Origin of the sequence: Sphingomonas sp. (assembly GCF_032114135.1) — a bacterium.
Taxonomy (GTDB): domain Bacteria; phylum Pseudomonadota; class Alphaproteobacteria; order Sphingomonadales; family Sphingomonadaceae; genus Sphingomonas.
Window position 1 is genome coordinate 95,166 of record NZ_DAMCTA010000005.1, and the last position, 19,289, is coordinate 114,454.

Annotated in this window: 27 protein-coding genes; 2 read left to right on the forward strand and 25 right to left on the reverse strand. The window is 65.4% G+C overall.

Going from position 1 to position 19,289, the window contains the following annotated elements:
- Positions 1-67 precede the first annotated feature (67 nt).
- From RT655_RS18310 to RT655_RS18355, 10 genes are all read right to left on the reverse strand, one after another.
- Complete coding sequence (locus tag RT655_RS18310; RefSeq protein ID WP_313539696.1) at positions 68-247, reverse strand: hypothetical protein; 180 nt, start codon at positions 245-247, stop codon at positions 68-70.
- A complete protein-coding gene (locus RT655_RS18315) occupies positions 244-375 on the reverse strand; it encodes a hypothetical protein (RefSeq protein ID WP_313539699.1) in 132 nt (43 codons plus the stop codon). Before RT655_RS18315 ends, RT655_RS18310 begins: the two co-directional genes overlap by 4 nt.
- A 139-nt stretch (positions 376-514) precedes the next feature.
- Positions 515-757, reverse strand: a complete 243-nt coding sequence (locus RT655_RS18320; protein ID WP_313539808.1) for a DUF2312 domain-containing protein — start codon at positions 755-757, stop codon at positions 515-517.
- Positions 758-870: 113 nt separating this feature from the next.
- Positions 871-1,014, reverse strand: a complete 144-nt coding sequence (locus RT655_RS18325; RefSeq protein WP_313539702.1) for a hypothetical protein — start codon at positions 1,012-1,014, stop codon at positions 871-873.
- Positions 1,011-1,427 (reverse strand): hypothetical protein, encoded by a 417-nt coding sequence (locus tag RT655_RS18330; RefSeq protein ID WP_313539705.1) that lies wholly within the window; start codon positions 1,425-1,427, stop codon positions 1,011-1,013. The genes RT655_RS18325 and RT655_RS18330 overlap by 4 nt, the downstream gene beginning before the upstream one ends.
- Complete coding sequence (locus tag RT655_RS18335) at positions 1,427-4,147, reverse strand: toprim domain-containing protein (protein ID WP_313539708.1); 2,721 nt, start codon at positions 4,145-4,147, stop codon at positions 1,427-1,429. The genes RT655_RS18330 and RT655_RS18335 overlap by 1 nt, the downstream gene beginning before the upstream one ends.
- Before the next feature lie 105 nt (positions 4,148-4,252).
- Positions 4,253-4,474 (reverse strand): hypothetical protein, encoded by a 222-nt coding sequence (locus RT655_RS18340; protein ID WP_313539711.1) that lies wholly within the window; start codon positions 4,472-4,474, stop codon positions 4,253-4,255.
- The gene (locus RT655_RS18345; protein ID WP_313539714.1) at positions 4,431-5,036 is read right to left on the reverse strand and encodes a hypothetical protein; all 606 of its coding nucleotides are present in this window, start codon (positions 5,034-5,036) and stop codon (positions 4,431-4,433) included. Before RT655_RS18345 ends, RT655_RS18340 begins: the two co-directional genes overlap by 44 nt.
- 105 nt (positions 5,037-5,141) lie before the next feature.
- A complete protein-coding gene (locus tag RT655_RS18350; RefSeq protein ID WP_313539716.1) occupies positions 5,142-5,345 on the reverse strand; it encodes a hypothetical protein in 204 nt (67 codons plus the stop codon).
- Positions 5,338-5,661, reverse strand: coding sequence for a YdaS family helix-turn-helix protein (locus RT655_RS18355; RefSeq protein ID WP_313539719.1), 324 nt, complete (start codon positions 5,659-5,661; stop codon positions 5,338-5,340). Before RT655_RS18355 ends, RT655_RS18350 begins: the two co-directional genes overlap by 8 nt.
- Positions 5,662-5,746: 85 nt before the next feature.
- Between RT655_RS18355 and RT655_RS18360 the strand changes: the two genes are divergently transcribed.
- Positions 5,747-6,403, forward strand: coding sequence for a S24 family peptidase (locus RT655_RS18360; RefSeq protein WP_313539722.1), 657 nt, complete (start codon positions 5,747-5,749; stop codon positions 6,401-6,403).
- Here the strand turns inward: RT655_RS18360 and RT655_RS18365 are convergent.
- The 15 genes from RT655_RS18365 to RT655_RS18435 all read right to left on the reverse strand — a co-directional run bounded on the left by RT655_RS18365 (position 6,400) and on the right by RT655_RS18435 (position 18,507).
- Entirely contained in the window at positions 6,400-7,401 is a 1,002-nt protein-coding gene (locus RT655_RS18365) for a contractile injection system protein, VgrG/Pvc8 family (RefSeq protein WP_313539725.1), read from the reverse strand. The two genes, RT655_RS18360 and RT655_RS18365, sit on opposite strands and share 4 nt — an antisense overlap.
- Positions 7,398-7,787, reverse strand: a complete 390-nt coding sequence (locus RT655_RS18370; protein ID WP_313539728.1) for a phage tail protein — start codon at positions 7,785-7,787, stop codon at positions 7,398-7,400. The genes RT655_RS18365 and RT655_RS18370 overlap by 4 nt, the downstream gene beginning before the upstream one ends.
- The gene (locus RT655_RS18375) at positions 7,784-10,330 is read right to left on the reverse strand and encodes a phage tail tape measure protein (RefSeq protein WP_313539731.1); all 2,547 of its coding nucleotides are present in this window, start codon (positions 10,328-10,330) and stop codon (positions 7,784-7,786) included. The genes RT655_RS18370 and RT655_RS18375 overlap by 4 nt, the downstream gene beginning before the upstream one ends.
- Positions 10,331-10,334: 4 nt before the next feature.
- Positions 10,335-10,463: a GpE family phage tail protein gene (locus RT655_RS18380; RefSeq protein WP_313539733.1), complete on the reverse strand. Its 129-nt coding sequence runs from the start codon at positions 10,461-10,463 to the stop codon at positions 10,335-10,337.
- A gap of 8 nt (positions 10,464-10,471) precedes the next feature.
- Positions 10,472-10,780: a phage tail assembly protein gene (locus RT655_RS18385; protein WP_313539736.1), complete on the reverse strand. Its 309-nt coding sequence runs from the start codon at positions 10,778-10,780 to the stop codon at positions 10,472-10,474.
- 41 nt (positions 10,781-10,821) lie between these two features.
- On the reverse strand, positions 10,822-11,328 hold the full coding sequence (locus tag RT655_RS18390; RefSeq protein WP_313539739.1) for a phage major tail tube protein: 507 nt from the start codon (positions 11,326-11,328) through the stop codon (positions 10,822-10,824).
- 35 nt (positions 11,329-11,363) lie between these two features.
- Positions 11,364-12,527 carry a phage tail sheath subtilisin-like domain-containing protein gene (locus RT655_RS18395; RefSeq protein ID WP_313539742.1) on the reverse strand — a complete coding sequence of 388 codons (1,164 nt, stop codon included), beginning with the start codon at positions 12,525-12,527 and terminating at the stop codon, positions 11,364-11,366.
- 10 nt (positions 12,528-12,537) lie between these two features.
- A complete protein-coding gene (locus tag RT655_RS18400; RefSeq protein WP_313539745.1) occupies positions 12,538-12,900 on the reverse strand; it encodes a GPW/gp25 family protein in 363 nt (120 codons plus the stop codon).
- Positions 12,901-12,905: 5 nt separating this feature from the next.
- Positions 12,906-13,457 carry a phage baseplate assembly protein V gene (locus RT655_RS18405; RefSeq protein WP_313539748.1) on the reverse strand — a complete coding sequence of 184 codons (552 nt, stop codon included), beginning with the start codon at positions 13,455-13,457 and terminating at the stop codon, positions 12,906-12,908.
- Positions 13,458-13,533: 76 nt separating this feature from the next.
- Positions 13,534-13,767 carry a hypothetical protein gene (locus RT655_RS18410; RefSeq protein ID WP_313539751.1) on the reverse strand — a complete coding sequence of 78 codons (234 nt, stop codon included), beginning with the start codon at positions 13,765-13,767 and terminating at the stop codon, positions 13,534-13,536.
- Between the two features lie 16 nt (positions 13,768-13,783).
- Positions 13,784-15,829, reverse strand: coding sequence for a hypothetical protein (locus tag RT655_RS18415; protein WP_313539753.1), 2,046 nt, complete (start codon positions 15,827-15,829; stop codon positions 13,784-13,786).
- Positions 15,830-15,842: 13 nt separating this feature from the next.
- Positions 15,843-16,385, reverse strand: coding sequence for a phage tail protein I (locus RT655_RS18420; RefSeq protein WP_313539755.1), 543 nt, complete (start codon positions 16,383-16,385; stop codon positions 15,843-15,845).
- Entirely contained in the window at positions 16,382-17,284 is a 903-nt protein-coding gene (locus tag RT655_RS18425; RefSeq protein WP_313539758.1) for a baseplate J/gp47 family protein, read from the reverse strand. The genes RT655_RS18420 and RT655_RS18425 overlap by 4 nt, the downstream gene beginning before the upstream one ends.
- A 69-nt stretch (positions 17,285-17,353) precedes the next feature.
- A complete protein-coding gene (locus tag RT655_RS18430) occupies positions 17,354-18,016 on the reverse strand; it encodes a phage virion morphogenesis protein (protein WP_313539761.1) in 663 nt (220 codons plus the stop codon).
- Complete coding sequence (locus RT655_RS18435) at positions 18,013-18,507, reverse strand: phage tail protein (protein WP_313539764.1); 495 nt, start codon at positions 18,505-18,507, stop codon at positions 18,013-18,015. The genes RT655_RS18430 and RT655_RS18435 overlap by 4 nt, the downstream gene beginning before the upstream one ends.
- Before the next feature lie 184 nt (positions 18,508-18,691).
- Here RT655_RS18435 and RT655_RS18440 point away from each other — a divergent pair, with 184 nt between their 5' ends.
- On the forward strand, positions 18,692-19,282 hold the full coding sequence (locus RT655_RS18440; protein WP_313539767.1) for a PEPxxWA-CTERM sorting domain-containing protein: 591 nt from the start codon (positions 18,692-18,694) through the stop codon (positions 19,280-19,282).
- The last annotated feature ends 7 nt before the right edge of the window (positions 19,283-19,289 follow it).

Consider the following 19,289-nt stretch of genomic DNA (forward strand, 5'->3'; position numbering starts at 1 on the left):
CGGATACGCAGGCTGGTGACCGGCCAATCCGCTGGATAGCGCACGCGATTTTCCGGGCTGATAGGCATTAGGCCGCCCTCCGTGCGAGGTATCCTTCGAGGTCGATCTGCTGGCGCGCGCGCTCCAGAGCCGGAAGCGTCTCTGCAAATCGCGAGGCAGACGAACCGTCGAAGCTATCGACACCGGCACGGCCGCAGCCGATGACGTCGCACAACGGCGCGGTCGGGGAAGAACGGCGGCGCTTCATCGGCGCCGCTCCCCTGCGACTGTTGCGATTGCCATGATGAACAGCGCGAACATGACGCCGATCGACAGCAGGGCGGTGGCGGCGGCGCGGGCACCTGCATAGGCGCGTTGGCGATTGAAGCGGATCATTGGCTAACCTCCGCCTGAGCGTTGTAGCAAGCCGTCGCAGGCCGATGCTGGGCAAGCGCGACCAGGAACACTGCCACAATGAGGGCAAGAGTGGAGATCTCGCGCGTGATCGCGCGGACGGTGCGCTTATCCATCACCGTCACAGCCCGAGCGCCGAAGTGTAAGTTTCGAGGAAGGCCGCCGCTTCCTCACGGTGGTGCTTATCCATGCGCCGCAATTTGACGATCGTGCGCATGGTCTTGACGTCAAAGCCGGTCGATTTCGCCTCGGCGTAGACATCGTTTATGTCGCCTGCGATTCCGGCCTTTTCCTCCTCAAGACGCTCTATGCGCTCAAGTAGCTGCCTGAGCTGCTGTGCCGATGCGTCGGGATTTGCCTTGATCGGGTCTGCGGGCTTGGTCGCCTTTTTTCCCTTGCCGGCGGCGGGCACGAACGGGGTGGGCACGTGGCGCAGCGAGCCGTCGCCAGCGCGCTCCTGGCGCATGGTCATGGTGGTCACAGGTAGATCCTTGCGAGACAGGTGATCACGAACCCGACGACGAGGCCGCCGGGAAGGTTGAGGATCAGCCGTGCGGCCGGGCTGGCCTTGGGCTGGCAGGTGGCGCAGTTGCAGCCGAGGACGCGGCGAAAGGTGCTCACTGCGCCGCGCCGCTCTGACAGCGGGTGCAGGTGCCGCGCTCCAGCGTGCAGACGCCGGCGGTGCCGGTGCAGGGCTTGTCCGCGGTGCAGCCGCAGCGCATGCAGACAGTGGGGTGGCGGCCTACCGGATCGTTCGCGAGCTGGTCATAGGTCGCGACGTCGAGCGGGATGATCTTGGCGATCGCCGCGATCACTTCGCGGTGCTTGGCGCTCGTGCCGGGGCGCTCCAGCTGCTCGATCAGCCGCAGCGCGGCGGCGCGATCGAGCGGGAAGGCACGCGCCTGGCTGAGGCGGCGGGCCAGATCGTAGCGGGTGAGGCCCGCCGCCCTGCGGCGCAGCTCCAGGTAGAGGGCGGCAGTCATGCGGGTCGGCGCCTTGCGGGTGCCGGGGACGTGCGTGTTGGGCAGCAGCATCAAAAGTGCTCCTTCGCTTTGGCTTGTTGACGTTCGGGAGGGTTGGCGAAGACCCAGCAGGTCACGGTTTTGCCGGTCTTCGATTTGACGGACTTCACGTCGACGAAACGGCGGGCTTTCGAGCCCTTGAGGAGCCGTTTCAGCTCGGTGATCAGGCAGGGGAGCTGCAGGCGCAGGTCGGCGCACCGCGTCTCGAATTGCGGAAGGTTGATGGCGATCAGCTCGGGATTGAGGCTGTGATCAATCGGCCGCTCGGTGCGCGGATCTTCCAGGCTCTCGATGTGGTCGAAGCGCTCCCAGAACAGCTCGACGCTCGGGTGATCGGTTTCGACCGAGCGTTGCCGCTCCAGCAGCATCTGGCCGATCAGGTCGTGCGCCTCGCCCACGACGCGCGAGGGCAGCGGCTTGAGCAGCGTCGCCGCCATCGCGTCGAGCATCGCCGCGATCTGGGCATGGTTCTTGACCAGGCGGCCGTTGCGCACGCCCTCGATCATTGCGAGCGCAGTCTCGCGCTTGGCGAACGCCTTGCGGTATTCGGCGAGGATCGCCTCCTCGGCCTTCACCACATGCACGACGAACCCGGAGAGCGTTTCCACGTCCGCGCGCGACAGTGCCTCGCCCGCCCGCTTGCCGGCGGCCGAGAAGAGCGACTTGTCGAAGTGCATGCCCATGATGCGCTCGCGCAGAGCAGGCGAGGCTTCCACGGGCGCGTTCTGGGCGATCACCACGGCGCCGCGGAACGGCGGCTCGAAGGTTTCCATGCCGCCATTCGCGATTGCGCGGGTGCGTACCGCGCGGCCGTTATAGGCGGTTTTTAGCTCGTCCCACTCGAAGCGCTTGCTGTGGGGCGTATCCTGATTGCGGTCGCCCTCGATGAGCACCACCGGCAGGTTGCCCACCTGGCCCAGCGTGCGCGCGATGCCGGCGCTGGTCGCCTTGGTTGGGTCGAAGCCTTCGTAATTGACGCGGCCGAGCAGTTTCCAGAGGAATTCCAGCAGCGTCGTCTTGCCGGTGCCCGGCTCGCCGGTCATTTCTAGGAAGCCCAGGCTGTCCTGCTCGCGGCGAATATGGTCGGCGAACAGCGCCAGGCACCAGAAGGCGAGGGAGACGACGCCCTTTGGCCCGTAGGCTGTGTGCAGCGGCTCCAGCCAGCTCAGGTCGAGCTTGTCGGCATCGTAGTCGATTCGCAGCATGCGCTCAGAGGTGCGCAGCTTCACCGATCGCTTGCCGAGCACGAAGAAATCCTCGTCGTTCGGCTGATAGACGCGGCCCTTGTGGACGGCGACGTCGCCGAAAATCCAAGCCTCGTGGTCGATCGAATAGCCGGTGAACTGGATCGCATCGACGACGCGGATGTTCGTCCACTGCTGCTGCATCAGCTTGTCGATCTGATACTGATTGCCGGTCCACTGCGCGCCGGGGGCGACGCTCGCCAGGCGCTTCTTGAAGTCGCCCGATCCGGAGCACGCGGCGCCGGTGAAGGTGGCTTTCAGCTGCTGCCCGTTGGGGAAGGAGACGCGAAGGAAGTAGGCGCCCTCTTCAAGGTTGGGATCGCGCTGAAAATAGAGAGTGCGGAAGGTGCAGTTTGCCAGCTCTTCGATCGCGACAGCGCGCTCGGCGGCCTTGTTCCACTGATCGTCGAACGGGAGCGCCGCGAAGTCGGCGAATTCCGGATCCTGGCTTTCGAGCAGCGACTGCAGCTCGCCCTGAATCCGCTCGATCGAAAAGTTCGCCCAGAGCTGCTTGCCGCCGAAGGTGAGCGGGAAAGACTCGAGCCTCTTGCGCTCATAAACGAGCAGCGCTTTCGCCCCGGCAGTCGCCGCGATCGTGATCTCGCCATTCCAGCGATATTCGTCGAGGTCACCCGGCTCTAGCTTGTCGAGCTGGCCCAGATCGTTCCAATCGCGCTTTTCCCCTTCGCCGTCAGGACGCACCTGGGCGGCGCCGCAGCGCCAGCCATCCTTGCGCGCCTGCTCGACGAATTTGCGGGTAAACTTCACGCCAGCCGCGCCGACATCGAAGGCCCAGATCAGCTTCGGCGTGGGGATGTTCATCTCGCCGCACACGCGCCGCAGCTCGGCAAGGAAGTGCTCGGGATAGACGTTGCAGGACATCGCCGAGACGGCGTGCAGCTTGCCCTTCTGGATCAGCGCGATCGCGTCGAAGATGCCCTCGGTGATCCAAACCTCGCCCGCGCGGGCGAGACCCTGCATGTCGTGCTTCGGGTAGAGCCAGCAGTTGCCGCGCCAGCTCGATCCTACGCTGAACCGCGCCTTCTTCTTCCCGAAGCGGCTGGGCTGATCGATCAACCGCTCCCAATAGCCGGCACCGGGCAGCGGAAAGCGCACCGTGGCGCTGGTGAGGCCGAGGTCCTGATCGCGATACCATTCCTGCGCGAAGGCGCCGCGCAGGGGCGCGAGGTCGAAGCCGCGAGCGTGTAGCAGGTACGCATCGGCCGCGGCATTCGGCTCCTCGCGGCTCTGCTTATGCCGGTTCGACCAGTTTTCGAAGAGCTCGGGATAGAGATCCTTGACGTGGGTGTCGGCGCCGCACCTGTTCTGGCGGCCGCACTTCACCACCCAGGGGTTGTCAGCGCGCGCATAGGCTTCTTTCTTGCCACACTGCTCGCACCGGCCTTCCTGCAGCCAGGCGCCCTTTTCCTTGAAGCCAAAATCTCGCTTCAGGTTGGCCAGGACGTCCTTGAGCAAATCGTCGCGCATCGGGAGGTGTGATCTTTCGCAGGCAAGCGGGGGGCGTTCCCGAAAGCGGGGTGCTTCGGGCGGGGCATTCGGGGGTTTGATTCAGCCGGCGGGTGCCGGCGGGCGTCAGCCGCTCACAAGTTCGTCAGCGACCTTGTCGTCATTGGCCGGAGTTGGCGGCACGTCGTCGTTTGCAGGCTCTCGCCATTTGCCCACCGGCAAGTGCAGGGCGGGATTGGGCGTCATGCCGCGCACAACGAATCGAACCGCGATGATCTGAACGACGAAGGCGCACCCGCATTCGTCATTGTCGCAAAGCATCCGCGCCTCGCGCACGGTGTGCGTCACTTGCTCGCTTGTCCGGCAGGTGACCGGACTTTTGCACTCCGGACACGCAAAATGTAGGCTTCGTTTGGCCCTCATGAGGAACCCCCGCTTGAAGTCGTGGCCCCGCGCCACGGCGAATGATGGCGCCTAGGCGGCGCACGATATTTTTGGTGGCCTGCTGCAGCTCCACCGCTTCCGTCATGGCGCGGAGCACTTGGCTTCGCGATGCGGTAGGGCGGGCGGCAGCGAGCGAATGTTCGACGGCTTCGCCAAATTCCTTGGCGGTCTCCGCGATCTCGTCGACCAAGGCGAGACAGCACGGCTCGACCACGATCGCACGACACGCGCTCGCCGCTTGATAGACTGCGAGAAACGGAAGCTCCTCGCCCCCTGCGTCTGCGAACGCCAAGTCGAGGGCGAATGCCTGCGTCAGGGTCGGCGTCGTCTCCAGATCCGGATCGGCCCAGTTGTAGAAGGTTCGTTCGCCGACCTGGGCGGCCGCAGCGGCGCGCTTGGCACCAATCCGTTCGCCGATGGTGAAGGCTGCGTGTGCCCAGGTGCCGGGGATGCGCTGCTTCGTCATTGTCGCACCTCGATACGGTTAAGGTGGCCACCACCATCGCGGGAGCACGTTACGATGGTGGTGGCCGGGCCCCAGGTGCGACCCGTGGGGTTATTCGGTGCGAGATTAGCCACGTTGCGGCCTCGAAAACCGGACTTCGAACAGACCGAGCTCGTTTTTCTCGAGCGCAACGGTCCAGCCTGCGGCGTTGTCGATATTTGCGATGCCGATCGGCTCCTTCTGCAGCTCTGCGCCCTTCGTTTGAAGGTCCACGAGCGCTGCGACGAGATGGCCGAGCGTACGAACGTTGTGAGACGAAAGCTCAGTCATGCGCCCGACCTATCGGCAAAATGGCGTTACGTTCGCACGAGACGGCGATCGGCGTGGGAGCTACGGACGCTACAGGGGTTCCGTTAGCCGCTGAGGGGTTATCTTGTGGGTAGATGTCAGGACGAAGCTCGTGGCGAGAGACGCCGCTCAAGCGTTCAACTTCCAGCACATGCTCGGCGGGAAGTGGCTTATTTTCCTTGAGCCAGCCGTACACCGTCGACTGCCGGCGGTTAATCCAGCGACCGAACGCGGATTGAGAACCTGCGGTCCGAACAGCCTTGGCAAGCGGCGTGTCTTGGTTCGTTTCTAACGACATATCTGCCGACTAACGGCATGACGTTAGACATGCAAGAGGAAAAACGATGTGGGCATCTAACGTCGTATCGTTAGACGATGTTCCTATGAGCGTAGGGGAACGGATCGCGGATCGCCTGCAGGCGGCTAAGCTTTCGCAGTCGGAGCTGGCACGCCGCGTCGGCCTTCGACAGAGCACAGTAAGCGCGTTGATTCGCGGGGAGTCGCGCAGCTCTGCCCACCTTCACAAGATCGCCTCGGCGCTTGGCACATCGGTGCAATTCCTGAGTGGCGAGACCGATGATCCAGAGACACTGATGCCCGCTGTGCTCAGCAAGGAAGAGATGGCTGAGCAGCTCGACCTCGTTCCGATCGCGTCGATCGATCTTGAGTATGGCATGGGCGGTACCTTCATGGACGTCGGGGTCGAGGAGGCGATCAGACTTTTCCCTCGTGGCTTCATCGAGACGATCACGCATACACCGCCGGTTCTTCTCACCTTTGCGCGCGGGCGAGGGGATTCGATGGCTCCCACGATCAACGATAGCGATCTGGTGTTGATCGACCGCTCTCAGCGCGTTGTGCGCGAGCAAGACGCACTGTGGGCTTTCACCATTGGTGAAGTTGGTATGATCAAGCGCCTGCGGATCAGGGGCGAAAAGGTCATGATCCTATCGGACAATGATCGGGTGCCGCCTGATGAAGCATCTGTTGAGGAAGTGAACATCGTTGGTCGCATCAGCTTCATTGGGCGGCGAGTTTAGCCTCGAAGCTCAAGCTTAATGCCCGTGGTATAGCCGCCGCGACCGTTCAGCTGGTGGTCGACCTCGGATATCAGCCATCGCTGCGCGTCGATATCTGCCTTGAACCCCTGCGCCGTGACCGGTTGTTCGGGCGACAGATCGGCGCGGCCGAAGGCAAGGGCCAAATCCAGGCTGCGCGGCGCGCGGCCGGCGCGCTTCGCTTCGGCAGCAGCAGCGCGGTTGGCTTCGGCTTCGCTCGCATAGACGCGAGCCAGCTTCCGCTCCGTTCCTTCGCCGCTCCCGGCGGTCACCTTCTTCTTCCGCGCGCCTTTGCGGTCGTGCCATTCCGCGACCACCTTGCCCGCCGCTTCGCGCTTCTCGACGCGGTAGCTGTGCCGATCGCCGTCACGACGGCGAATGATGACGCCGGGGAGCGCCTTGCCTGTGGCCGTGATGCCGGCGCCGATCGGCGCGAAGATCAGGGAGCCGGCCTTGATGGTTGCGACGGCATCATGCTCCCGCCCCAGGCGGCGTAGCAGCGCGATATCGCTTTCCCGCTCCTGCGAGGCCGCCTTTACTGCGACCGACGCCAGAGCGGGCGCGCAGCGCGCCTGTAGCTTATGCCTGCCGGCGACTGCCTGAACGATCGCGCCGAGGGTGGTGCCGTGCCAGCTCTGTTCGCGCCGCGTGGTCAGCGCGCTCGCGAAGTCCGCCGCGCTGGCCCGGATCGTCACTGTATCCGGAGGCCCGGAGTGCTCCACCTCGTCCACCTTGAAACGGCCCTTGTCGACCAGGCCGATCGCGACGCCGTCGCCGGCCTTCCAGCCGAGGGCGACCGTGAGCACCGCGCCTTCGGGCGGCAGGGCAAGGCGCCCATCGCTATCGTCGAGCACCACGTCGAGCTGGTCGGCATCGCCGCCGCGCTTCTCGGTAATCCGCAGGCTGATCAGCCGGGGGCGGATCTTGGGTGACAGATCCTTGCCGTCGAGCGTGATGCGGAAGTCGGGTGTCGGCGTCATTGGCCGGCATCCGGCGCTTCGAGCAGGTCGATGCCGAAATCGATCTGGCGCGGCTGGCCATCGGGCAGGAAGTGGCGCTGGCGCTCGTCGATGGCGGTGATCACGAAGTTGCCGAGCACGTTTCCCCGACCGTCGACCAGCGGCCAATCCTCGCCCTCGCCGGCCATGTCGATCAGCTGATCGAGGGAGACCCGCCCATCGGCCAGGTCGATATGGGTGCTGCCCGAGAGCGTCACCTGTTCCAGGTCGGCGCCGGTGAACTGGATCGCGTCCTTGGTGCCGACGCGCCCGTTCGTGGCGAAACGCCAGGCGCGCTTCCGCTGCAGCTCGTCATAGGCGAGCGTATCGATCGAGAAGACGAACATGCCGAGGCTCAAGAGCTTCATTGATCGTCTCCATCGGGGCGGTCCGCCATGGACGTGCGGCGGCCGGCGCCGACGCCCGATCGGAGCAACTGCTCAAGCTGGGCACGAATCTCGCGAGCAAGATCGGTGTCCGATTGGCCGGGCTGCTGCTGGATGACGATGGCGCCGGCGCCGATGGTGATGGTGACCGATGGCACGGGCGCAGCGGCGCCGCGCGGCGCCGCCGGGCTCGCCGCGGCCGATCCGACCGCCAGCGCGGCGGTGCCGGTGGCGATGGCGCCGGCCAGGCGGCCCATGGTGCTATCCTGCCCGCGCGCCATCGCGGCGCTGAGCTGGCCTGTCAGCCGGTCGATACGGTCGACCGGACGATTCTGATCACGTGCGAGCCCCTGATCGAGCCCCTGCATCATGAACCCGCCGAACGACGCGAACACGCGCGAGGGGGAGTGGATGCCGAGCTTGCTCTTGAACCAGCTCGCGGCAGCCGAGGCAGCGCCGACGATCGTTTCCTTGAGCCGTCCTAGCATGCCAACAATGCCGGTGATGATGCCGCGCACGATATCGCCGCCGGCAGTGATCATCCGTTGCCCCAGCGGCCCCTGCATCCACGCGAGCAGCGCCATGAACCCCTGTACCATCAGGCCCTGGGGCGTGAAGTTGAGCAGCACGCGGCCGACGAACTGGATCGCTGCCCAGGTCGCGGACTTGATCCCCTCCCACAGCCCGGCAAACCAAGTGCTGATCCCACCCCAATTTGCATAGATCGCATAGGCCGCCGCACCGAGCGCGACGACGCCGAGCACCACGCCCCCGACGATGCCGATCAGCGGCAGCATCCCCACGCCGAGCAGGGTTGCCGTGGCAGACAGTGCCGCAAAGGGCGCGACCAGGCCGGCGATCAGGATCGCACCGCCGCCTAGGACAAGGAACAGTGCTGCGAAGGCGGCGGCGCCTACCGCAAGCGACCGGGCAAGGCCGGGATTAGCGGCCGTCCATTTGGTGACGCGATCGGTGAACACGTTGGCGCGATCGAGCACCGCGTTGACGGTCGGCAGCAGCTTGGCGCCAAGTGTCGCGGCCAGCGCGGTACCGCTCACCTGCAGACGCTTGGTCTGCTCGGCCGAGTCCTTCATGCGCTCGGCGAAATCGCGATCGGTAGTGCCACCTGCCGACAGTGCCTCTGCGCGGATGCGGCGATATTCCTCCATGTTGGCGATCAGCGGGCGCAGGCCCTGCTGCACCTGGGCATCCTCGAACAGATTGCCCAGCTTGGACATGTCGCCCTTGAGGGTCTTGTTGGTCAGCTCCGCGATGGCTTCGAGCGGCGTCTTGCCCTCGGCATAAAGCTTTTTCAGCGCGTTCGGCAGATCGACGCCCATCTTGTCGAAGGCGCGCACGGTGGCCGGCGAGCTAATCTTCTGTAGCACGTTCTGGACGTTGGTCGCGGCGCTGGCGGCGTCGCCCGCACCCTTGCGCGCTATCTGGAGCGCGGCCGACAGATCCGCGACGGCGCCAACGCCGTGCTGCCCCAGCGCCTGATAGCCGGCGGTGAGCGTCGGGAAGTACTGCGCCATATCCTTCATCTCGAAGGCGCCGGCCTTGCCGGCCTGCGCCATGATGTCGATCGCGCGGCCCGTCTGCTCGATCGGCACCTTGAGGTTGTCGAGATTGGCGAAGCTGGAGGCGGCGAGATCCGAGATCTCGGCCTTATACGCGGTCGCGGCGCGGCCGATCGGCGCGATCATCTGCGCTGCCTTGGCGGGATTGAGGCCGAACCCGCTCAGCACGTCGACACCCTGTTGCAGGCTCTCGGGCAGCTGGTTCGCGGCGCGCGCGGCGACGAGCAGCCCTTCGCCCATCTTTTCGGCCTGCGCGCGCGTCAGGTCCGCCTTCTGGGCGATGTCGGTCATGCCCGATTCGAACTGCTGTGCGGCAACGACGGCGCCGACCAGCGGCGCGCCGATCGCGCGCCCCGTCTCGATCGCGGAGAAGCCGCTCGCCGCCATGCCGGCAGCAGTCCCCTGCAGCGCGCCGAAGCGCTCGCGGGCGGCGCCCATTCGGCGTCCCCGGTCGCTCGACTGCTGCAGCCGGCGGCTTTGCTCTTCGAGCTGATCGTTCGTTCGGGCGACGGCCTGACGCAGGTTGCGCTCGTGCTGAACGAGCCCCCCGGCGCCGAGGCCTGCCTCCCGCATACGATCGCGCAGGCGCTGCAACTCCGCGCTCTGGCCTTCATGCTGCGTCTTGAGCGCAGCGGCGGCGCGCTTGGCCGCGTCGAAGTCGCGCGCGAGCTTGCGGGAGGGATTGTCCGCTGCCTGCATCTGGCGGGCCAGCTCGGCCACGCGGGTGCGGGCCAGCCCGAGCTGCTGCTCGGTACCGCGCAAGTCGTTCTTGAGCGTGCGGAAGGACGCCAGGTCCGCTTGGGCGCGGTTGAGCGCGGCAAGTTGGTCGCGCGTATCCTTCAGAGAGCGCGCGGCGCGGCCCGAGCCGCTGGCGATGTCGCGCAGCGGCCGAGATACTTTGTCGCCGGCTTCGAGCAGCATGCGGATGCGCAGATTGCGGTCCATCGTCTCAGTCCTCGATGCCGTTCATGGCCTTGAGCCGTTCGATCGCGCGGACGTGCCAGCTCATCAGCTCGCTCACGCCCATCACGTCCATGACGGGCGGCGGCCAGTGAAAGACAGCCGCCACGTCTGCCATCACATCTTCTACTTCGCCTGGGAGACCGGCTTCGCCGCCTTCGGCAGCAAAAAATCGATCACCTCGGTGCCGAACTGCAGCATGTCGTTGGGTGCCATGGCGGCGGCATAGGGCTTGTGGATCACCGGATTGGTGATGCGCGGTGCCAACGTCTCCAGGGAGGCGACGTCGAGATTGATCAGGCTGTTGAGCGCCAGGCCGCGCAGCTCGCCCGAACCGGGCTTGCGGACGGTGATCACCGTGCCCGCGCGAAGCTGGGTGGTGCCGTCGATTACAATGTCGTCGTCAAGCGTGAAGCTGCTGGTGGTCACGGACATGGGGAAGCCTTTCGATCAATGGGAGCGGGTGGGGCGGCGGTTTACGAAACCGCCGCGGTGATCTCGGCCAGGCGATCGACGCCACCGACGCGCTGGACGCCGGCCAGCACGTCGATCTCGATCTCTTCGACGCCGTTCCACTCGAGCCGGTAATAGGCGACCGCGACCTTGGCCTTGAACTCGCCGCCTTCGCCGATCTTCTGCTCGCCCATATCGAGTTCTTCGTATCGCCCGCGAACCGTGATCTCGACGGTGTCGATGGAACCGGTGCCCTCATCCTGATAGGCGCCGACGAAGCGCAGGAAGGTGCCCGCGACCCCCGGTTTGCCGTACTGGCGCAGGATGTCGCGATCGGGTCCGGCGAGGGTGAATTCCATCTCCATCGCCTCGGCGCCCTGATCGAGCTTCACGGTGCCATCCATGCCGGCGGCGCGGTAGTCTTCCAGCTTGCGGCCGAGCTTAGGCACGGTGACGGCGATAGCGAGGCCCAGATAGCTGGCACCTTCGCTGAACAGGTTCATATTCTTGAGCTTGCGGGGCAGGGCCATGATTCAGCCTTTCGAGTGGGGGCGGGGCAGGGCGATCAGGCGGCGACGGCCGCCGCGAAATCGGCGAAATAGCTGTCGGTGATCCGCTGATTGAGGCCGAGCGCTTCGAGCGGCGGCACTGGCGTATAGTCGTAGTCGATCAGCAGCTTGCCGGCCTTGAGCTGGTCGACGGGATTGCGCTCGGCATCGAACCAGGCCTTGCCGCCGAGGATCTGGCCGGCCAGCTTCATCGCGCGCAGCTCGCCGTTGATCGTCTCGACGATGTCCTTGGCCAGGCTCGGGCGCAGCGGCTTGTCGATCGCCCACATCATGCCGTTGCCGATCGTGTCGAGCAGCACCTGCGCGGTGCGCGTAGCGCTCTCGAAGGCGAACAGCGGCTCGTCCGAACAGGTGCGCGAGCCCCAGATGCGGAAGCCGCCGGCACGCACCAGCGCGCAGACCTGCGACTCGTTGAGCAGATTGGCCTCACACCCGGAGTCCTGAATGTCGAACTGGATATCCTTGGTGAGCCCGATCACGCCGTCCACCGCGACGTTGCTGATCGTCTTGTGCCAGCCCTGTTCCAGATCGATGCGCGCGCGCAGGCCGAGCGCGCGGGCGACGCCGTAGCTCACTACCGGATCGCCGGTGGTCGCGTCGGTGGCATAGAAGTCAGGGTAGACGAGCATCAGCTCGCGCGCGGTGAAGTTGGCGCGATATGCCTTGGCTGCGCTGATGTCGCCGCCGATCGCTGCGGCATAGACCATCGCGCGCAGCTTCTTCGCCACCACCACCAGCGCCGTGGTGACAGCCTGCGTGTCCAGGCCGGGGCAACCGAGGATGCGCGGCTTCACGCCCAGCTGGGCCTCGGCGGCGAGCAGCGCCTGCATCCCGGTCTTGATGCCCTGGGCGGTGGTGGTGCCGATGACATTGGCGCCCAGCTCGCCCGCGTTCGCCCCTTCGGCGACCCGCACGATGACGATCGGGCAGCGCACCTGATCGGCGATGGCGCGCAGCGCATTCGGCAGCGTGCCGGTGGTGCCGGCATCGGCGAGCGCGGCTTCCGGATCTGTCACCAGCACCGCCTTGTTGAGCGGGAAGGCTTCGGCCTTGGCGGTGGGGGCGGTGACCACCATGCCGATCACAGCCGTCGCGGCGGCGACCAGCACCCGGGTGCCGGTGTTGACTTCGGCGATGTTGATGCCGTGCTGAAATACCATGGGCGGTCTCCTAAGCGTAGACGGTGAGGCCGCCGCGCGAGGCGAGCGGCACGGTGAGGCGGGTGCGCAGGGTGGCGCGGGGGGAATCGGTGCGGGTGCCCTCGACGACGACGATCGCCACGCCGGGCTGGGGTTGCTCCAGGGCGACGCGGGTCACCTTGATCCGGGGTTCCCAGCGCTTGAGCGCCAGCGCGGTCGCGGCGAAGATCCGGATGCGGCTGGCCGGGTTGGCGGGCTGGTCGACTAGCTCGGGCAGCAGCGAGCCGAAGTCGCGGCGGCCGACGCGCGAACCGATCGGCGTCGACAGGATGCGCGCGACGGACTGCGCCAGGTGCGCTTCGCCTTCGAGCGGCTTGCCGGTGGCCGCGTTCATGCCCCTCATTGCGGCAACCCCGAGACACCGCTGCCGGGCTGCACCTGCAAGTGCTTGTGGCCCTTGAGGCTCTTGCCGCCGCCGACCACGTCGTCGGCGCTGGTGATCTTGGCCGTGGCGTCCAGCTTGCCGTTGAGCTTGACGTCGGCGTTGAGCGTGAGGCCGCCGGGGGCGGTGATCTCGGCCGCGCCGCTTGCGCTCAGCGTGATGGCGAGCTTGTGGGCCTGTGGATCGTAGGAGATCCGCGTACCATCGGCGAAGTCGATCAGGAAGGTGCCGTCGCTGGTAGGGGCAGGGTGGGCATCACAGAACAACGCGCCCAGAATGATGCCAGCTTCGACATCGCCTTCCGGGCAGAACAACAGCACCTGCTCGCCCAGGCTTGGGGGCGACCAGATCCGCACGGCGCCGGCACGCGACGCGGCGAAGGGGATGTCGCCGGTGACGATCTCGCCCACGCGCACGCGGACCGTGCCCTGGGCAAGATCGAGGGTTTCGATCGTGCCCAGGCGCATCAGGTTGCCGATCAGGCGGCGGGGATCGTTGAGGTCGCTCACGGTGCCGGACTGTGCCGCCGGTATCGCGAACGCGCGCGGGTGTGAGGTTGTGAAAGGCCGGTTCTACAAGGCGCGCTTATTTCACTTCCGGCATTTCGGGCGGCGGGGCGTTGGTGATCGCGCCGGCTGCGATCTTCACCTCCACGCCCAGCGCCACGTCGGCAATGCGCGCTTCGGTCGCGGCGGCATCATATTTGCCCTTGGTGGTGCGGCAGATGTTGACGTCGCGCGTATGGGTGACGCCTTCATGTTCGAAGGTCACCGAGGCGGAGCCGGCGCTGTCGTTCACGCTATTGATCATCGTCTTCATGGGATTCCCTTTCTTCTCAGCGGCCCACGGCACGCCAATCGATGCCATCGATCTGGTTGATCGAGGTCGAGGCGGCGGTGTATTGAACCATCAGCGTGCAGCCATTTGCCGAGATGTCGACGCGCTGGATGGTGATGTCGAAACGGTTGTTGGCACTGGCGTTCACAGCAACGGGCGTGACCACGACGGAATTGGAGTCCGCGAAGGGTATCGGGAAACTGATGACCACCGCGCTCTCGCTGAATGGGCCGGCGACCTTGCCCCATTGTTCGATCACCCCGTTGGGCCGCTTCTCCCAATAGCCATTCCCGTTCGTCCCAAATCGGGAGCCGTCGTTCAGTAGCGCGAAGTCGGACGCATGGCGGCCGTCGAGCAGGTCCGCGTCTAGGCCAGAGCCGGCGCCGTCGTTGCTCACCCGCCAGACGTCGGCGATATTGCCGTCCATTACGACGTTGCCCATGTCGGAATTATCGATTGTGACTTTCAGCCGCGAGCCTGACCAGCCGATATGCACGACGTTGGCCATTTGGCCGACGCCGGTACCCTGACGAACCGGCCAGAAGCCCAGCCGGCCGATGATATCCGCATAGTAGCTGCCGTCATGGCCATCGAGCAGATCCGCATCGAGACCCGAGCCGGCGCCGTCGTTACTGACCCGCCAGACGTCGGCGATGTTGCTGTCCATGACGACATTGCCCTGATCGTTGTTATCGATCGAGACCTTCACCCGCGACCCAGACCAGCCGATGTGCACCACGTTGGGCATTTGGCCGATGCCGGTACCCTGCCGAACCGGTATGAATCCCAGCCGCGCGATAGGATCGGCATAATAGCTGCCGTCCCGGCCATCGAGCAGATCCGCGTCGAGACCAGATCCGGCCCCGTCATTGCCCGCATGCCAGACCCAAGCCCCGCTAACGCGATATCCCCCGCGCATGTCCCAGAAGCCGCCGCGCGCGTCGAGGAATCCAGTCACTGTGCCATCGAACGTACGAATGCCGAGGCCGAACCAGAGATCGAGGGCGGTGTTGAAGGTGTTGTAGCTGGCGCCGTCACCCGTGCCCTGCGAGAGGCCGCTATCCCCAGTTAGGGAGACAATAAGCTTCGGAGCGCGCACAGTGCCGGTGAATGTCTCGCCCGACCTGTTGGCAGGGGCATAGCCGAGCCGAGCAGTGATATTCGTGTAGAAGCCGCTGTCCTGCCCGTCGAGCAGGTCCGCGTCCAGGCCCGAGCCGGCGCCATCGTTGCTCGCCCGCCAGACGTCCGCGATGTTGCTATCCATGACGACATTGCCCTGATCCGAGCTGTCGATCGTGACTTTCACCCGCGAGCCGGACCAGCCGATATGCACCACGTTCTGGTTCTGGCCGATGCCGGTGCCCTGGCGAACCGGCGTGAAGCCCATCCGTGCGATAGGGTCCGCATAATAGCTGCCCTGCTGCCCATCGAGCAGATCCGCATCGAGGCCCGATCCGGCGCCGTCGTTGCTCGCCCGCCAGATATCGGTGCCCCAGCCTGCCAGGCGCGCGGACAGGGCGAAGCTCAACCCCTTGGGCGTGACGGCGCGGCGATCGTCCGTGCCGGCATTGGTCTCGGCGTCGGTGGCCAGCTCGACCACGCCTGCATATTCCGTCGTCGCGGGCGGGTTCAGAAAGCTCGTAGCGCCAAAAGTGAGGCTCGCCGCGGAAATGTCGGCGAAGCGCACGTCGAGCGCCAGCAGCAGCATGGCCTGCGCCGACTTCTCAACGAGAATCTCGCTTTGTCCATAGGAGGCGAACAGCGTGCCGTCGGCCAGATACAGCGCGATCGAGCGCACCGAATAGACCGAGCTGCTTTCGTCGCGGACGGTCACATGGATCGTGTCGGCGGCAACAGCATCACCCGCGATCGTGGTTATCCGCTTGATCTCCCCAGGCAGCGTGACGGTGGCGGGGGTAGGGGCAGAGGCGGTGGCGGAGACGCCGACCGATGCGATCCGAACGGCATTGGTGCCATCCTTGGCCGCGTTGACGATCGCGGCGCGGCCGGCGTTGGTGACGGTGAGGGTGAGGGCGAACGGCATCGCGGATCTCCGATCAGGCGGCGAGAGTCAGGCGGGCGAAGACGACGGGGCGAGCGACGGCGATCAGGCCGGTGCCCCCGCCGAAGCGCAGCCCTTGCGTGAAGGTGAAGTGCGAGCGCACCGGCTTGGTGCGACGAACCTCGTTGATCACGGCGTCGGCGAAGGCAGCGGTGGCGGGCGCGCCATCATTGCCGCTCAGCTCTACGGCCATGGTGAAGGTGTGCGGCGGCCCGGGCGGATCGAGCTGCCACCATTCGCGCAGCGCGACGGCGCCGCCGAAGGATTCCACGACGGCGCGCACCGAAGATGCGGTGCCCTTGTGGCGCTGGATCTCGATCGCGCGGCGCACGCGTGCGCGCTTCACCGCTTCCGGCCAATCCGTCGACCAGGCGTCGATGGATACCGCCCAGGCCAGATAGGGGAGGAGCGGCAGCGGGCAGGTGTCTGGATTGAACAGATCGCGGAGCGGAACTGGCAGCTCGCCTGCGCGAGCGCCCGCCGCCTCCAGCGCCCGCTCGAGCGCGGTGCTATTGGGGGGAAGCAGGCCGCCCGTCATTCGGCCGTGCCCCCATAGGTGACGTCGACGCTCGTGCAGTAGCCCGCCTGCGTCCGATCGAGCACGATGTCGGCAGCGGGCGAGGCGAGGAGAACGTTCTGCACGCCCTCGGCGTGCAGCGCAGCGATGATGCCCGAACGGGTGACGTCGATGCCCAGGCGGTGCTGACGCTCGCGATAGTCGGCAAGTCGTCTGAGGGCCTCGTCCATCACGATCGAGCCATCGGGGCCGCTGTACGTCGTCAGTGTCGCAGCGATCACATAGGGCACGATCTGGGCCGACTGGACGGTCACCGCGTCCGTCATCGGCCGCACGGTCTCGGCGGTCACATGCGCGGCGACCTTTGCCAGCAGCTCCGGGGCGGCGGTGCCGTCGCCAGCGCGGGAAAGCACCGTCACCACAACCTTGCCGGGATCGGGGCTCGTGGCGCTCGCGTCCAGCACGTCCCCATCGGCCGAGCGGGCGTGGAAGATATAGGCGCCCTCGGGGCCCGCGACGGAAAAGCCTTCGGGCGCCAGCACCAGGCGGGCGCGAAGGGCTGTGTCGTCCTCATAGGTTGGTGGCACGTTCTTGTCGGGATCGCCCGCATCGATCAGCAGGCGCGAGACCGACATCAGCGCGGCCAGGTGATCCAGATCCGACCCTACAGCGAAGGCCGGCATCACAGCCTTGGCCGCGTCGTTGATCCGCCCGCGAAGGTTCATCTCGCGATAGGCGAACACCTGCAGCAGCATGACTGCCGGATCTGACTCGAGGGTGGCGTCAAAGGCGGGCAGCAGACCTTTGGCGACGGCGAGCATCTCGGCATAGATCTGCTCGAAGCTCAGCGTCTCGATCACCTTCGGCGCCGGCAGGCGCGAGAGATCGACTGCGGTGAAGGATACGGAGGTGTCGGCCATGCCGCCATGTCGCGGAGGCATGGTGCCGTAGGCCAGCGGCGCTCCTTGTGAAAGTGCCGCTCTACAAGGTCAGGGGTTCAGATGGCGCAGAAGCAGATCCAGCATGGCGCCGGCTTCCGCGTCGGTGACGCCGAGCAGGGTTCGTCGGGCATAGCGCACGGGCTTTGCCTTTGCCGCCGGCCGATCCATCAGGCCATCTTGCGACACACTGGCGATCTCGGACGCACGTCCCGCGAACCCGATCCACGCCTCGCGATCGGTGGCGCCAGCGCGGAGGTTGCGACCGTTGCGCAGCTTGCGGAACATGGCAGCGCGCCGGATGCTGCCCTTCCGCCGGTACTTGCCCGCGCCCTTGTTCTGCTCTTCGGATTCGATCGGTAACCAGCGGTCGACCTTGTCCCAGAAAAAACTGCGGATGCCACCCGCCTCGACGTCAAATCCGGTGAGCAGGTTGCCCTCGTGCGCCCAGCTCTTCATGAGCACCAAGCGGGGCTCGGCGGCGCCCTTGGGGTAGAGGAACTTCACTGCATAGTTGCCTGGGCGCGGCGCGGGCTTTGCCTTGCGTCGGGTATAGGCGCTTCCATCCGGGTTCTGCTGCCGGCCAATGCGGGCGGATTGGGAGCGCTGCAGATCCTTCGCCATGGCGCGAAGGACGCGCCGCCTCTCCGGCGGAGTGATGCCCCGCAGCAGGGCGCCTGCGATGCGCTCCAGCTCGGCGAAATCTTCGGTCAATCGATGTGCTCCGCGACCAGTCGGGTTTCGTCCGCCGGTGCGTCGCGAAGGAACAGGTGCCACAGCGACACGCAGCCGAGGCCCTCGAAGGCATCGGCGATCCGCGGCTCGCTCGGATGTTCCGTCGTGAAGCCGCCGGCGGCTTCCGGACGGACTGTCACGATCTCGCTCAACTCGATCCATATCGACACGTCGGCCGAGTCCGCGTCGAGGAGTTCGGACTCGAAGCGGAACGGCTCTTGCGGGCCGGCCTGCAGCAGGTCGGGCTGCGCTTCGGAGATCCACGCGAGGATGGGCACCATCAGGCCATCAATCGACCCGGCATAATCCTGCACAACGATGTTGAGCGTGTACCGATACTCGAACGCCAGCGAGCCAGGTCGCGCGGCGATCCGCCCTTTGTCGACGAACAAACTGAGCTTTGCGGGGTCGTCGCGCAGCAGCGGCACGTGGGCCAGTAGAACGCGGCGTAGGCTGTCCGGCTTTTCCATGATTTCTCCTGCATCAGTTCGATAGGCACGTTCGCCAACGAAGACCCTGAAACTCGCGAGTGCGCCGCAACAACCGAGTTGCCCGTTGGTTAATAGCGGTCTATCGAAGATCCGGTATATTCAATTCGTTGTGAAGGCCGCGTTCGTTACAACCTGCGGCAGCACTGGAAAGAAGGGGGCTATAATGAAAAAGGTAAGATACGCGGTCCTGGCTGCTTTTGGCCTTATTGCCATGTCGGGTCAGGCGAACGCGGCGAGAGTGATTGATTTTAATGAAGCTGATGCTGGCGTCGAATACGGTACGACGTTCGGCAATGTCTATCGGTTTGGCGATCTTTACGTTCAGGTCAACCAATATATCAATGGTGTCTCAACTACAATAACGCCGTCGTTCAAGGATGGGGCGTTAATCATTCCTGAGAATGGTGTCTTGTTTATCGGAAGTATAAACTACGACCCGAAAGTACTTTTTGGTGTGGTCGGGCTAGACCTCGATACGGACAGCGATGTCCTTTTCGGGACGGGATATCTTCCCAAAGTAACCATCTCCCCAGATAATGCATCAGGCTTTCAGCATGTTTCTTTTGGGGAGGCGTGGAAAATCAAGTACTATGATGCCTTCTCCATCTATAAGACTTCCGGCGAAGTCCGGATTGACAATGTGCTGCTCAGCCCTGTCCCTGAGCCGACGAATTGGGCTCTCATGATCGCCGGCCTTGGCTTTGCAGGCTCGGCGATCCGCCTTCGCCGTCGCGCGGCCATCGCGGCTGCCTGATGGTGCG

What these genes read in the sequence shown, in the direction of transcription:
- RT655_RS18310 (WP_313539696.1), bottom strand. Translation starts at nt 247, where the DNA reads ATGAAGCGCCGCCGTTCTTCCCCGACCGCGCCGTTGTGCGACGTCATC.
- RT655_RS18360 (WP_313539722.1), top strand. Translation starts at nt 5,747, where the DNA reads ATGAGCGTAGGGGAACGGATCGCGGATCGCCTGCAGGCGGCTAAGCTT.
- RT655_RS18350 (WP_313539716.1), bottom strand. Translation starts at nt 5,345, where the DNA reads ATGACTGAGCTTTCGTCTCACAACGTTCGTACGCTCGGCCATCTCGTC.
- RT655_RS18355 (WP_313539719.1), bottom strand. Translation starts at nt 5,661, where the DNA reads ATGTCGTTAGAAACGAACCAAGACACGCCGCTTGCCAAGGCTGTTCGG.
- RT655_RS18370 (WP_313539728.1), bottom strand. Translation starts at nt 7,787, where the DNA reads ATGAAGCTCTTGAGCCTCGGCATGTTCGTCTTCTCGATCGATACGCTC.
- RT655_RS18345 (WP_313539714.1), bottom strand. Translation starts at nt 5,036, where the DNA reads ATGACGAAGCAGCGCATCCCCGGCACCTGGGCACACGCAGCCTTCACC.
- RT655_RS18415 (WP_313539753.1), bottom strand. Translation starts at nt 15,829, where the DNA reads ATGCCGTTCGCCCTCACCCTCACCGTCACCAACGCCGGCCGCGCCGCG.
- RT655_RS18315 (WP_313539699.1), bottom strand. Translation starts at nt 375, where the DNA reads ATGATCCGCTTCAATCGCCAACGCGCCTATGCAGGTGCCCGCGCCGCC.
- RT655_RS18440 (WP_313539767.1), top strand. Translation starts at nt 18,692, where the DNA reads ATGAAAAAGGTAAGATACGCGGTCCTGGCTGCTTTTGGCCTTATTGCC.
- RT655_RS18395 (WP_313539742.1), bottom strand. Translation starts at nt 12,527, where the DNA reads ATGGTATTTCAGCACGGCATCAACATCGCCGAAGTCAACACCGGCACC.
- RT655_RS18330 (WP_313539705.1), bottom strand. Translation starts at nt 1,427, where the DNA reads ATGCTGCTGCCCAACACGCACGTCCCCGGCACCCGCAAGGCGCCGACC.
- RT655_RS18385 (WP_313539736.1), bottom strand. Translation starts at nt 10,780, where the DNA reads ATGTCCGTGACCACCAGCAGCTTCACGCTTGACGACGACATTGTAATC.
- RT655_RS18435 (WP_313539764.1), bottom strand. Translation starts at nt 18,507, where the DNA reads ATGGAAAAGCCGGACAGCCTACGCCGCGTTCTACTGGCCCACGTGCCG.
- RT655_RS18410 (WP_313539751.1), bottom strand. Translation starts at nt 13,767, where the DNA reads ATGAAGACGATGATCAATAGCGTGAACGACAGCGCCGGCTCCGCCTCG.
- RT655_RS18425 (WP_313539758.1), bottom strand. Translation starts at nt 17,284, where the DNA reads ATGGCCGACACCTCCGTATCCTTCACCGCAGTCGATCTCTCGCGCCTG.
- RT655_RS18375 (WP_313539731.1), bottom strand. Translation starts at nt 10,330, where the DNA reads ATGGACCGCAATCTGCGCATCCGCATGCTGCTCGAAGCCGGCGACAAA.
- RT655_RS18400 (WP_313539745.1), bottom strand. Translation starts at nt 12,900, where the DNA reads ATGAACGCGGCCACCGGCAAGCCGCTCGAAGGCGAAGCGCACCTGGCG.
- RT655_RS18390 (WP_313539739.1), bottom strand. Translation starts at nt 11,328, where the DNA reads ATGGCCCTGCCCCGCAAGCTCAAGAATATGAACCTGTTCAGCGAAGGT.
- RT655_RS18420 (WP_313539755.1), bottom strand. Translation starts at nt 16,385, where the DNA reads ATGACGGGCGGCCTGCTTCCCCCCAATAGCACCGCGCTCGAGCGGGCG.
- RT655_RS18365 (WP_313539725.1), bottom strand. Translation starts at nt 7,401, where the DNA reads ATGACGCCGACACCCGACTTCCGCATCACGCTCGACGGCAAGGATCTG.
- RT655_RS18380 (WP_313539733.1), bottom strand. Translation starts at nt 10,463, where the DNA reads ATGGCAGACGTGGCGGCTGTCTTTCACTGGCCGCCGCCCGTCATGGAC.
- RT655_RS18335 (WP_313539708.1), bottom strand. Translation starts at nt 4,147, where the DNA reads ATGCGCGACGATTTGCTCAAGGACGTCCTGGCCAACCTGAAGCGAGAT.